This is a genomic window from Pseudomonas sp. FEN (genome assembly GCF_904067045.1).
GTDB lineage: Bacteria > Pseudomonadota > Gammaproteobacteria > Pseudomonadales > Pseudomonadaceae > Aquipseudomonas.
Genome location: NZ_CAJFDC010000001.1, coordinates 689,992 through 702,674 on the forward strand (window position 1 = coordinate 689,992; position 12,683 = coordinate 702,674).

The following is a 12,683-nucleotide window of genomic DNA, read 5'->3' on the forward strand; positions in this document are numbered from 1 at the left end:
ATGCCAGTGAACAATCGTCCCCCTTACGAGTGCCCTGCACTCGATCGCGAGCAAGCTCGCGATCGATCCCAAGGCCACCGCCGTCTCGCGCTCGGCACCCTGAGCCTGGCCATCGCCCTGGCCGGTTGTGCCGGACTGCCCGACCAGCGCCTGGCCAATGAAGCACTCAAGCGCGGCGATACCGCCGTCGCCGAACAGAACTACCGCCAGTTGGCGGACCTGGGCTACACCGAAGCCCAGGTCGGTCTGGCCGATATCCAGGTGGAAAGCCGCGACCCGGCCCAGCTCAAACAGGCGGAGGCGACCTATCGCGCCGCCGCCGACACTTCGCCCCGGGCCCAGGCACGCCTGGGTCGCTTGCTGGTGGCCAAGCCTGGTGCCAGCGAAGCCGAACACCGCGAAGCCGAAGGCCTGCTGAAAAAAGCCTTCGCCAACGGCGAAGGCAATACCCTGATTGCCCTGGCCATGCTCTACCTGCAATTCCCACAAACGTTTCCCAACGTCAATGCCCAGCAACAGATCAACCAATGGCACAGCGCCGGCTACCCGGAAGCGGGCGTGGCCCAGGTGCTGCTCTACCGCACCCAGGACACCTATGACCAGCACCTGGACGATGTGGAGAAAATCTGCAAGAGCGCGCTCCACAGCTTCGACATCTGCTACGTCGAACTGGCGACCGTGTACCAGAAACGCGCCCAGCCGGAACAACAGGCCGCCCTGCTCAAGCAACTGCAAACGGCCTATAGCCACGGCACCGTCGGCGCCCAACGGCTCGACAGCGTGGCCCGCGTGCTCAGCGATGCGAGCCTCGGCCAAGCGGACGCCAAGACCGCGCAATCGATGCTGGAACAGATCGCCCCCGGTTACCCGGCATCCTGGGTCAGCCTGGCACAACTGCTCTACGACTTCCCCGACCTGGGCGACGTCAAGCAGATGATGGAATACCTGGACAATGGCCGCGCCGCCGACCAACCCCGCGCCGAACTGCTGCTGGGCAAGCTCTACTACGAAGGCAAGTGGGTGACGGTGGACGCCAAGCAGGCCGAAGCGCATTTCCAGAAAGCCCTCGGCAAGGAAGTCGCCGCCGATTACTACCTGGGGCAGATCTACCGTCGTGGCTACCTCGGCCGGGTCGACTCGCAAAAAGCCCTCGACCACCTGCTCAAGGCTGCCCGCAACGGCCAGAACAGCGCCGACTTCGCCATCGCCCAACTGTTTTCCCAGGGCAAAGGGACCAAACCCGACCCGCTCAACGCCTACGTCTTCAGCCAGTTGGCCAAGGTCCAGAACACCCCATTGACCAATGACCTGGCCCAACTACTCGACACCCAACTGCCGCCTGCCCGACGTGCCGATGCCCAGCGCCTGCTGCAACAGGAGCAGCGCCTGCGCGGCACCCTGAGCCGCAACCCGCTGGACCTGCAACAAGTCCTGCAAGAAGGCGATCGCGAGGAAAAAACCTTATGACTCTCAATCCGTTCGTAAAGGCCGGTCTCGGCCTGAGCTTCGCCCTGATCTGGTCCTGTCCGACCCTGGCGGCAATCACCGAGACCCAGAACTTCGGCCTGGAAATGAAGATCACCGGGCAATCGGAAGACGACCGCGACCTCGGCACCGCCAAGGGCGGCGATGTCAGCGGCATCGGCCTGGACCTGCGGCCCTGGGCCTACGGCGAACGCGGCAACTGGAGCGCCTACGCCATGGGCCAGGCCGTGACCGCCACCGACGTCATTGAAACCGACTCCCTGCAGAAGGCCGATGCCAGCCAAAGTACGTCGAGCAACGACGCGCGTAAAACGGACAAGAACTATCTGGCGCTGCGCGAGTTCTGGATCGGCTACAAGGGCCTGACCCCCTATCCGGGCGAAATGCTCAAACTCGGTCGCCAGCGCCTGCGCAATGACGACGGGCAATGGCGCGACACCAATATCGAAGCCCTGAACTGGAGCTTCGACACCACCTTGCTGCGCGCCAACCTGGGCGCCGCCGAGCGCTTCAGCGAGTACCGCACCGACCTCACCGAACTGTCGCCCAAGGACAAGGACCGCCTGCATGTCTATGGCGACGTCGCCTACCAGTGGACACCCGGACAATGGCTCGGCGTGCGCGCCCACCACACCCATGACGACGGCAAGCTCGACTATCCGACCCCCGGCGTCGCCTCCGACCCGCTCGACAAGAAGAGCAACGGCGACCTGACCTGGCTCGGCCTGGAAGCCAACAGCGACGCCTATAACTGGCGCAACACCAATACCGTCAACTACTGGGCCAGCCTGACCGGCATGAGCGGCAACCGTGACAGCGTCAACCCGCTCAAGGCTGACGGCAGCCAGCCAGCGGACGCCACGCGCGGCAGCCACATCAACGGCTGGGCCAGTGACCTCGGTGTGCGCCTGCGCCTCGACCCGAATTGGCAGGTCGGCGCCGCCTACGCCCGTGCCAGCGGCGACTACGAACAGAACGGCCTGGAAAGCAACCGCTCGAATTTCACCGGTACCCGCTCGCGGACCCACCGCTTCGGCGAAGCCTTCCGGGGCGAAATGAACAACCTGCAGACCGCCACCCTGTTCGGCTCCTGGCAGTTGCGCGAGGACTACGACGCCAGCCTGATCTACCACAAGTTCTGGCGCGTCGACGGGCAAAAAACCGTCGGCAGCAACGGCATCAACGCCGTGCAGAACAACTACGACGATGCCACCGGCGCCCTGCTCTCCAGCGCCTCGCTGCCCTTGCAGGACGGCAAGACGGACCTGGGCCAGGAAGTCGACCTGGTCGTGACCAAGTACTTCAAGCAAGGCCTGCTGCCAGCGGCCCTGAGCCAGTCCATCGACGAACCCTCGGCGCTGGTGCGCTTTCGCGGCGGCGTGTTCAAGCCCGGCGATGCCTACGGCAAGAACGTCGATGCCTATATGCACCGCGCGTTTGTCGACGTGATCTGGCGCTTCTGATGCAGACCGCGAAGGGAGTGACCGAGATGAACCATAGCGCCACGCAGGGCTCGCTCAGCGTATTGGCCGGAGCCCTGCTGCTGGCCAGCAGCGCGGCCTTTGCCGGCGTCGAAGCGGTGCCCGCCAAAACCGAGCACGCTCCGACCCTGGTCAAGGAGCTGCAACAGGCCAAGACCTATACCATCAGCAGCCCGCCGACCGCACCGCTGCACCTGGAAAAACCGAAACTGCCGGATCTGCGCGGCTACACCGCCGCCGCGGTCGCGGCGAAGGTCGTGCGCGGCAAACCGGGCAAGATCAGTGTGCGGCGGATGATGCAGGAAGACGCCCTGAAAGACTTTATCGGCGGCGACAACAAAATGGCCGAGTGGGTGGTCCGCCAGCACGGTATTCCCCAGGCGATCTTCATCGACGACGGTTACATCAACCTCAAGGACCTGAGCAAGAAACTGCCCAAGCAGTACATCCGCGAAACCTCGCCAGGCGTGTTCCTGGCCAGGATACCGATCGTGGTCGGGCGCCAGGGTATCCTCGAGATCGACAGACAGACCCAGGAACTGCGACTGTCCCAGGAAGGCGGCGCGTTCCTGATCAACGACGGGCAACTGTTCATTCGCGACACCAAAGTGACCGGCTGGCGCGAAGCAGACAACGGCCCGGCGACGTTCCGCTCACCCAACGAATTTCGTCCGTTCCTGCTGGCCTGGGGCGGCACCGAGACCTATATCGCCAACAGCCGGATGGCCAGCTTGGGCTATGCCAACAGCAAATCCTATGGCGTGAGTATTTCCCAGTACACGCCAAACATGGCCAAGGTGCTCAAGCGTTCGGAGCCGACCGGTTGGATCATCGGTTCCGATTTCTCGGACATGTGGTACGGCTTCTACTGCTACGAGACCCGCGACTTCGTGGTCAAGAGCAACACCTACCGCGACAACATCGTCTACGGCATCGACCCCCACGACCGTTCGCATCGGCTGATCATCACCGACAACAGCGTGTACGGGACCAAGAAGAAGCACGGCATCATCATTTCCCGGGAAGTGAACGACAGCTTCATCTTCAACAACCGCAGCTATGACAACCACCTTTCAGGCTTGGTGATCGACCGTAACAGCGTCAACAACCTGATCGCCTACAACGAGATCTACCGGAACCATACCGACGGCATCACCCTCTATGAAAGTGCCGACAACCTGATCTACGCCAACAAGGTGATCAGCAACAAACGCCACGGCATCCGGATCCGCAACAGCGTGAACATCCGCCTGTACGAGAACCTCTCCATGTCCAACGGACTGACCGGGGTCTACGGTCACATCAAGGACCTGAGCGACACCGACCGCGACATCGAGCTCGATCCGTTCGACGCCAAAGTTTCGCTGATCGTGGTCGGCGGCGAGTTGGCCGGCAACGGCAGCGGCCCGTTGTTCATCGATTCGCCGTTGAGTGTCGAACTGTACAACGTATCCATGCTCGCCCCGACGAAGAACAGCGGCATCAGCTTCGCCGGGGTACTCGGCGATCGCCAGGATGAAATTCTCGACCTGCTGGTGCGCCAGCGCAAAGCCGTGCTGATTGACCCCGTCGAAAGCCAGACCCAACTGCGGGATTGAGGATGACAGTTATGAACCCACACCTGATCAAACTGCTCGGCCTGTCCGGCTTTGCCGCGGCGATCTTCGCGGCCAGCGGCAACCTGCGCGCCGAGGACGTCCAGGCCCCGACGTTCAGCGCCGAGCCCTGCTGCAACCTGTGTCCGGAGGCCTATGACGCGAAAAACTACACCACCCGCTACCAGCAGAACTTCACCACCCTGGTCCAGGCCCAGGGCGATTGGCTGTTCCGCACCCAGGAAGACCTGCGCACCGAGTTCGACACCAGCCCCGAAGGCTACCGGCGCCTGCAACAACTGCACGATGCCTTCAAGAGCAAGGGCGTGGAGCTGGTGGTGGTCTACCAGCCGACCCGGGGCCTGGTGGATCGCAACAAGCTGTTCCCGGCCGAGCGCGACAAGTTCGACTATGAAAAAGCCCTGGGCAACTACCAGGCGATGCTCGGACGCTTCGCCAAGATGGGCTACCACGTCCCGGACCTGTCACCGCTGACCAACGAACAACAGGCCCACGATTTCTACTTCCGTGGTGACCAGCACTGGACGCCATACGGCGCCGAACGCACGGCGAAAATCGTCGCCGAGACGGTGAAAAAGATGCCGGGCTTCGCCGACATTCCCCGTCGCGAATTCGAGACCAAGATCTCCGGACGCATGGGCAAGACCGGTACCCTGCACAACATGGCCGGCCAGCTGTGCGGCACCAGTTACGCCATCCAGTACATGGACCAGTTCAGCACCGAACCCAAGAGCGAGGCCGCGGACGGCGACCTGTTCAGCGATGCCGGCAACCCGCGGATCACCCTGGTGGGCACCAGCCACAGTGGCAAGAACTACAACTTCGCCGGCTTCCTGCAACAGTACATCGGCGCCGACATTCTCAACGTCGCCTTCCCCGGCGGTGGCCTGGAAGGCTCGATGTTGCAGTACCTGGGCAGCGATGAATTCCAGAAGATGCCACCCAAGATCCTGATCTGGGAATTCTCGCCGCTGTATCGCCTGGACCAGGAAACCATCTACCGGCAGATGATGGCGCTGCTCGACAATGGCTGTGAAGGCAAGAACGCCGAGATGAGCGCCAGCGCCCTGATCAAACCGGGCAAGAACGAGCTGCTGGTCAACAGCAACAACCGCGACCTGCACAACAGTGCATACCAGGTCGACATCCGCTTCGCCGACACCTCGGTGAAAACCCTGCACACCACCCTCTGGTACATGAACGGTCGCCACGAGGACATCAAGATCGACAAACCGAAAACCTCCGACACCGACGGACGTTTCGCCTTTGAACTGCGCACCGACAAAGACTGGGCCAGCCAGAACCTGCTGGCCGTCGAAGTCCAGGGCCCGGAACCGGGCAGCGCGCCGCAGCAAGTCGAGGCGAAAATCTGTAAACGCAACGTATTCCCCAACGCCGAGCCCCGCGTGGCACAGGCCGGGCTATGAGGTATCTACCGATGAAATTCCGCACCTTGCTTGCTCCTTCACTGCTCGGCCTGGCGATGATCGCCAGTTCCGCTCAAGCCGCCGCGCCACTGCGTCCGCCCCAGGGATACCTGGCCGCCATCGACAAGATCAAGACCGGCGGCAAAAGCGACGGCTGCGATGCCATGCCCCAGCCCTACACCGGCTCGTTGCAGTTCCGCAGCAAATACGAGGGCTCCGACAAGGCTCGGGCGACCCTCAACGTACAGTCGGAACAGGCCTTTCGCGACACCACCGCCGACATCACCAAAATGGAACGCGGCACCAGCAAGCAGGTGATGCAGTTCATGCGTGACGGTCGCCCGGAACAGTTGAGCTGCACCCTGAACTGGCTGACCGCCTGGGCCCAGGCCGACGCGCTGATGTCCAAGGACTTCAACCACACTGGCAAGTCCATGCGCAAGTGGGCATTGGGCAGCATGGCCTCGGCCTACGTCCGCCTGAAGTTCTCCGACTCCCACCCGCTGGCGACCCACCAGAAGGAAGCCCAACTGATCGAGGCCTGGTTCAGCAAGATGGCCGACCAGGTGGTCAGCGACTGGGACAACCTGCCGCTGGACAAAACCAACAACCATTCGTACTGGGCCGCGTGGTCGGTGATGGCGACCGCGGTCGCCACCGATCGTCGCGACCTGTTCGACTGGGCGGTGAAGGAATACAAGGTCGGCGCCAACCAGGTCGACCCCCAGGGTTTCCTGCCCAACGAGCTCAAGCGTCAACAACGGGCCTTGGCTTATCACAACTACGCGTTGCCGCCGCTGGCGATGATTGCCAGCTTTGCCCTGGCCAACGGCGTGGATCTGCGCCAGGAAAACAATGGTGCGCTCAAGCGCTTGGGTGATCGGGTGTTGGCCGGGGTGAAGGATCCGCAGCAATTCCAGGCCAAGAATGGCCAGGAACAGGACATGACCGACCTCAAGGTCGACTCGAAATTCGCCTGGCTCGAACCGTATTGCACGCTCTACACCTGTCCGCCGGACGTGCTTGAACACAAGCATCAGATGCAACCGTTCAAGACCTTCCGCCTCGGCGGCGACCTGACCAAGGTCTACGACCCGAGCCATGAGAAGGGCAACCAGTAGAGCCGTCAAACAACACGGATTGTGGATGGTGCGGCCATTGTGGCGAGGGGGCTTGCCCCCGTTGGACTGCGCGGCAGTCCTGAAACCGGCGAATGCGGCCCGCCTGAAGAATGCGGATTCCGTTTTTGGGGCCGCTTCGCAGCCCAACGGGGGCAAGCCCCCTCGCCACAGGTAATCCCCGTCACCACAAGTTCGCGCATGACGGTGGATCTACGTAATACCCCCCCCGATTACCACGGGGGGTTTGGGGGGCCTTGGCCCTTGACCGTTGACGAAACAAGGAGAGCCCGGGATGGTCTTTTCATCCAATGTGTTCCTGTTCCTGTTCCTGCCGATCTTTCTCGGCTTGTACTACTTGAGCGGGCAACGCTATCGCAACCTGCTGTTGCTGATCGCCAGCTACGTGTTCTATGCCTGGTGGCGAGTCGACTTCCTGGCGCTGTTCGCCGGCGTCACCCTGTGGAACTACTGGATCGGCCTCAAGGTCGGTGCCGCCGGAGTGCGCAGTAAACCGGCACAACGCTGGCTGCTGCTGGGCGTGGCCATCGACCTGGGCATCCTCGGCTACTTCAAGTACGCCAACTTCGGCGTCGACAGCCTCAACGCGATCATGACCTCGTTCGGTCTCGAACCGTTCATCCTGACCCACGTGCTGCTGCCGATCGGGATCTCGTTCTACATCTTCGAGTCCATCAGCTACATCATCGACGTCTACCGTGGCGACACCCCGGCAACGCGCAACCTGATCGACTTCGCCGCCTTCGTGGCGATCTTCCCGCACCTGATTGCCGGCCCCGTGCTGCGCTTTCGCGACCTCGCCGAACAGTTCAACAACCGCACCCACACCCTCGACAAATTCTCCGAGGGCGCCACGCGGTTCATGCAGGGCTTTATCAAGAAAGTCTTTATCGCCGACACCCTGGCGGTGGTCGCCGACCATTGCTTCGCCCTGCAACACCCGAGCACCGGCGACGCCTGGCTCGGCGCCCTGGCCTACACCGCGCAGCTGTACTTCGACTTCTCCGGCTACAGCGACATGGCCATCGGCCTGGGCCTGATGATGGGCTTCCGCTTCATGGAGAACTTCAAGCAGCCCTACATCAGCCAGTCGATCACCGAGTTCTGGCGGCGCTGGCATATCAGCCTGTCGACCTGGCTGCGCGACTACCTCTACATCACCCTGGGCGGCAACCGCAAAGGCACGCTGATCACCTACCGCAACCTGTTCCTGACCATGCTGCTCGGCGGCCTGTGGCACGGCGCCAACCTCACCTACATCGTCTGGGGCGCCTGGCACGGCCTGTGGCTGGCCATCGAAAAAGCCCTGGGAATCGACACCAACCCGCGCCGCTTCAACCCGATCCGCTGGGCCCTGACCTTCCTGCTGGTGATCATGGGCTGGGTGATCTTCCGCTCCGAAAACCTGCACGTCGCCGCCCGCATGTACGGCGCCATGTTCAGCTTCAGCGAGTGGTCACTGTCGGAACTCAACCGCGCCAGCCTCACCGGCCTGCAAGTGGCGACCCTGGTGCTGGCCTACGCAACCCTGGCGTTCTTCGGCCTGCGCGACTTCTACCGCAACCCACCCGCCGCCAAAGCCAAGGCCAGCCCCGCCGACGGCCCGGCCACCGCGCAACCGGGGCTGATCAAGGCGGTCCCCGGCGAAGCGGCCAACAGCATTCACGAGCCCGGCTACAACGTCGGCACCGAGGCCCAGGTGCAACCGGCCTACTGGGTCGCCGACTGGCCGCGCTACCTGATGCGCACCCTGGTGCTGCTGCTGTTCATCGCCTCGATTCTCAAACTCTCGGCGCAAAGCTTCTCGCCGTTCCTTTACTTCCAGTTCTGAGGGAGCCGACCATGACCCGCTCATTACGCATCCTCTACATCGCCCTGTTCCTGGCCATCCTGCTGGCACTGGGGCTGTGGTCCCTGCGCAGCTTTATCGGCTTCAGCACCAATGCCGACGCCACCCTGATCAACGGGCGCTGGACCAAGGCCATCGAAACCCGTTACGACGGCGAATTCCCGATCAAGCGCCTGGGCACCAACCTCTGGGCCGCGCTGGACTTCAAGCTGTTCAACGAAGGCCGCCCGGGCGTGGTGCTGGGCCGCGACCAGTGGCTCTACAGCGACGAGGAGTTCAACCCGGTCGCCGGTGAGCAGCAGAACCTGCAAGGCAACTACGCGCTGGTTGAAGGCGTGCGCCAGACCCTCAAGGCCAAGGGCGTGAAACTGGTGCTGGCGATCGTCCCGGCCAAGGTCCGCCTGTACCCGGAACACCTGGGCGACGTCCGTCCGGCAAGCATTCACGCCAACCTCTACCAGGACTTCCACGCCCGGGTCGCCGCCGAGCGGATCATCGCCCCGGACCTGCTGGGCCCCTTGCAACAGGCCAAGGAACAAGGCCGACAAGTGTTCCTGCGTACCGATACCCACTGGACCCCGGACGGCGCGCAAATCGCCGCCACTCAACTGGCCGCGGCCATCGCCCAGCACGCCCCGCTCAGCGGCGAGCCGCAACGTTTTGTCACCGCCGCCGAGAAGACCGAACAGCACAAGGGTGACCTGACCCTGTTCCTGCCGCTGGACCCGCTGTTCAGCAATCTGATGCCACCCGAGGAGCCCCTGGAAAAACGCACCACCCGTGCCGCCGACGATCAGCCGGCTGGCGGCGACGCGCTGTTTGCCGACAGCGAAGTCCCGGTGGCCCTGATCGGCACCAGCTACAGCGCCAACCCGAACTGGAACTTCGTCGGCGCATTGAAACAGGCCCTGCACCGCGACGTGGTGAATTACGCCGAAGACGGCCACGGCCCGATCCTGCCGATGCTCGCCTACCTGGAAAGCGACGCCTTCAAGAACAGCCCGCCGCAGGTACTGATCTGGGAGTTCCCGGAGCGCTACCTGCCGGTCAACAACGAAATCGGCGATGCCGACCCCAAGTGGGTCGCGCAATTGAAAGCCACGGGGCTGCACCAACAGAACCTGGTCCAGAACACACCTAAATCCGAGTCGCCCGAACGGGCGCAAAACTGAAAGAGGTACTTCCCATGACCTTCAACATCACTCGTAAAAACAGCCAAGGCCGCGCGGTCAAAAGCTTGGCCCTGGCCACGGGCCTGAGCCTGCTGTCCTTGTCCGTCTGGGCCGGCGATTCCGCCTTGTATGGCCCGGTCGCACCGAAAGGTTCGAGCTTCGTGCGTATCTACAACGCCAGCAACCAGGAGGTCAGCGCCACCGTTGGCGCCACCGCGCTCAACGACGTGGCACCGCTGGCCAGCAGCGATTTCAGCTTCATGCCCGGTGGTGACTACAGCGCCAAGGTCGGCACCCAGAGCCTGTCGGTGAAACTCGCCGCCGACCACTATTACACCCTGGTCAACAGCACCAGCGGCCAGCCGCAACTGATCGAAGAGCCGCCGTTCAAGAACAAACAGAAGTCATTGGTACGGGTGCAGAACCTGAGTGACAAGGCCCTGACCCTGAAGACCGCCGACGGCAAGACCGACGTGGTCCAGGCGGTGGCGGCCAAGGGCCGTGGCGAACGCGAAATCAACCCGGTGAAAGTCAGCTTCGCCCTGTACGACGGCAGCACCAAGGTCAGCGACCTCAAGCCGGTGGCCCTGGAGCGTGGCGAAGCGGCGGTGCTCTACGTCACCGGCAGCGGTAGCAGCCTGTCGCCGGTCTGGGTCAAACGCCCGGTTTCGACGCGCTGATCGACTCACCAGGGATTCAGGTCGTTCATACACATATCAAGCCGGTTGAATTACCTGTGGCGAGGGGGCTTGCCCCCGCTGGAGCGCGAAGCGGTCCCAAAACGCACCATCAGGTAAATCGAGGCGTCCGGTTTTACGACTGCTGCGCAGTCGAACGGGGGCAAGCCCCCTCGCCACAGTGGCTCTAACCCATAGATTGCTTAAAGGAGTAACAACATGATTCCGGTAATTCTCTCAGGTGGTAGCGGCTCACGTCTTTGGCCGCTTTCTCGCAAGCAGTTTCCCAAGCAATTCCTCGCCCTCACCGGTAAGGAAACGCTGTTCCAGCAAACCCTCGAGCGCCTGGTGTTCGATGGCATGGAAAGCCCGATCGTGGTCTGCAACCTGGACCACCGTTTCATCGTCAACGAACAGTTGAGCAACCGTAAGCTCGAAGCCCAGCGCATCCTGATGGAGCCCTTTGGCCGTAACACCGCGCCGGCCGTGGCCCTGACCGCGATGCTGCTGGTCAACGAAGGCCGCGATGAACTGATGCTGGTGCTGCCCGCCGACCACGTGCTCGAAGACCAGAAAGCCCTGCAACGCGCCCTGGCCCTGGCCACCGTGGCGGCCGAGCGCGGCGAAATGGTGCTGTTCGGCGTCCCCGCGACCAAGCCGGAAACCGGTTATGGCTACATCAAGTCGAGCAACGATGCGCTGCTGCCGGAAGGCGTCAGCCGGGTCTCGCAGTTCGTCGAGAAACCGGACGAAAAACGCGCCGCCGAATTCGTCGAGGCCGGCGGTTACTTCTGGAACAGCGGCATGTTCCTGTTCCGCGCCAGCCGCTTCCTCGAAGAGCTGAAAAAACACGAGCCGGACATCTACGACACCTGCCTGCTGACCCTGGAACGCAGCACCCAGGACGGCGACAGCATAACCCTCGACGAAGCCACCTTCGCCCAGTGCCCGGACAACTCCATCGACTACGCGGTGATGGAAAAGACCCAGCGTGCCTGCGTGGTGCCCTTGAGCGCCGGCTGGAGTGACGTCGGCTGCTGGTCGTCGCTGTGGGACGTGCATGAGAAGGACGAAAACGGCAACGTCAGCAAAGGCGACGTGGTGATCCAGGACAGCCATAACTGCATGATCCATGGCAACGGCAAGCTGGTCTCGGTGATCGGCCTGGAAGACATCGTCATCGTCGAAACCAAGGACGCCATGATGATCGCCCACAAGGACAAGGTTCAAGGCGTGAAACAGATGGTCAACACCCTCAACGCCCAGGGCCGCAGCGAAACCCAGAACCACTGCGAAGTCTATCGGCCCTGGGGGTCCTACGACTCGGTGGACATGGGCGGGCGCTTTCAGGTCAAGCACATCTCGGTCAAGCCGGGGGCCTGCCTGTCGTTGCAGATGCACCACCACCGCGCCGAGCACTGGATCGTGGTCAGCGGCACCGCCGAAGTGACCTGCGACGAGAACGTGTTCCTGCTCTGCGAGAACCAGTCCACCTACATCCCGATTGCCTCGGTGCACCGCCTGCGCAACCCGGGCAAGATCCCGCTGGAAATCATCGAAGTGCAGTCCGGCAGCTACCTGGGCGAAGACGATATCGAGCGCTTTGAAGATGTCTATGGGCGTTCGACTGCGGTTGAGCCGGAGGTGAAAACCATCGCCCAGTAAACTACAGTGTTCCACTCACCCCCGCCTCCCTGGCTGCGTACCCCCTATCCGCAGCCAGGGAGGCGGGGGTGTTTTTTTGCCTGCGCAATCGCAGGTTCGACGAAAGATAGAGATGGCCAATTTTTCATGCTAGCGTGCCGATAATTCGATGTTCAGCCTACGGCGGTTTATC

The 12,683-nt window shown here is 62.5% G+C and carries 9 protein-coding genes; all 9 read left to right on the top strand.

The window, feature by feature from the left end; translation table 11 throughout:
• The 9 genes from algK (at nucleotide 1) to PFEN_RS03295 (ending at nucleotide 12,511) form a co-directional block, all read left to right on the top strand.
• Nucleotides 1-1,467 carry an alginate biosynthesis TPR repeat lipoprotein AlgK gene (gene algK, locus PFEN_RS03255; protein ID WP_191485592.1) on the top strand — a complete coding sequence of 489 codons (1,467 nt, stop codon included), beginning with the start codon at nucleotides 1-3 and terminating at the stop codon, nucleotides 1,465-1,467.
• The gene (locus tag PFEN_RS03260; protein ID WP_191485593.1) at nucleotides 1,464-2,948 is read left to right on the top strand and encodes an alginate export family protein; all 1,485 of its coding nucleotides are present in this window, start codon (nucleotides 1,464-1,466) and stop codon (nucleotides 2,946-2,948) included. The genes algK and PFEN_RS03260 overlap by 4 nt, the downstream gene beginning before the upstream one ends.
• Nucleotides 2,948-4,564 carry a mannuronan 5-epimerase AlgG gene (gene algG, locus PFEN_RS03265; protein WP_224770877.1) on the top strand — a complete coding sequence of 539 codons (1,617 nt, stop codon included), beginning with the start codon at nucleotides 2,948-2,950 and terminating at the stop codon, nucleotides 4,562-4,564. The genes PFEN_RS03260 and algG overlap by 1 nt, the downstream gene beginning before the upstream one ends.
• Nucleotides 4,565-4,575: 11 nt before the next feature.
• A complete protein-coding gene (locus PFEN_RS03270) occupies nucleotides 4,576-6,009 on the top strand; it encodes an alginate O-acetyltransferase (RefSeq protein WP_191485594.1) in 1,434 nt (477 codons plus the stop codon).
• An 11-nt stretch (nucleotides 6,010-6,020) separates the two neighbouring features.
• Nucleotides 6,021-7,130, top strand: coding sequence for a mannuronate-specific alginate lyase (locus PFEN_RS03275; RefSeq protein ID WP_191485595.1), 1,110 nt, complete (start codon nucleotides 6,021-6,023; stop codon nucleotides 7,128-7,130).
• A 292-nt stretch (nucleotides 7,131-7,422) separates the two neighbouring features.
• Nucleotides 7,423-8,979, top strand: coding sequence for an MBOAT family O-acyltransferase (locus tag PFEN_RS03280; protein WP_191485596.1), 1,557 nt, complete (start codon nucleotides 7,423-7,425; stop codon nucleotides 8,977-8,979).
• A gap of 11 nt (nucleotides 8,980-8,990) precedes the next feature.
• The gene (locus PFEN_RS03285) at nucleotides 8,991-10,169 is read left to right on the top strand and encodes an alginate O-acetyltransferase (protein WP_191485597.1); all 1,179 of its coding nucleotides are present in this window, start codon (nucleotides 8,991-8,993) and stop codon (nucleotides 10,167-10,169) included.
• A gap of 14 nt (nucleotides 10,170-10,183) precedes the next feature.
• Nucleotides 10,184-10,849 (top strand): alginate O-acetyltransferase AlgF, encoded by a 666-nt coding sequence (locus tag PFEN_RS03290; protein WP_191485598.1) that lies wholly within the window; start codon nucleotides 10,184-10,186, stop codon nucleotides 10,847-10,849.
• Nucleotides 10,850-11,065: 216 nt separating this feature from the next.
• Nucleotides 11,066-12,511 carry a mannose-1-phosphate guanylyltransferase/mannose-6-phosphate isomerase gene (locus PFEN_RS03295; protein WP_191485599.1) on the top strand — a complete coding sequence of 482 codons (1,446 nt, stop codon included), beginning with the start codon at nucleotides 11,066-11,068 and terminating at the stop codon, nucleotides 12,509-12,511.
• Nucleotides 12,512-12,683 lie beyond the last annotated feature (172 nt).

Coding starts and splice junctions, on each gene's coding strand:
- algK (WP_191485592.1), top strand. CDS start 1: ATGCCAGTGAACAATCGTCCCCCTTACGAGTGCCCTGCACTCGATCGC.
- PFEN_RS03260 (WP_191485593.1), top strand. CDS start 1,464: ATGACTCTCAATCCGTTCGTAAAGGCCGGTCTCGGCCTGAGCTTCGCC.
- algG (WP_224770877.1), top strand. CDS start 2,948: ATGCAGACCGCGAAGGGAGTGACCGAGATGAACCATAGCGCCACGCAG.
- PFEN_RS03270 (WP_191485594.1), top strand. CDS start 4,576: ATGAACCCACACCTGATCAAACTGCTCGGCCTGTCCGGCTTTGCCGCG.
- PFEN_RS03275 (WP_191485595.1), top strand. CDS start 6,021: ATGAAATTCCGCACCTTGCTTGCTCCTTCACTGCTCGGCCTGGCGATG.
- PFEN_RS03280 (WP_191485596.1), top strand. CDS start 7,423: ATGGTCTTTTCATCCAATGTGTTCCTGTTCCTGTTCCTGCCGATCTTT.
- PFEN_RS03285 (WP_191485597.1), top strand. CDS start 8,991: ATGACCCGCTCATTACGCATCCTCTACATCGCCCTGTTCCTGGCCATC.
- PFEN_RS03290 (WP_191485598.1), top strand. CDS start 10,184: ATGACCTTCAACATCACTCGTAAAAACAGCCAAGGCCGCGCGGTCAAA.
- PFEN_RS03295 (WP_191485599.1), top strand. CDS start 11,066: ATGATTCCGGTAATTCTCTCAGGTGGTAGCGGCTCACGTCTTTGGCCG.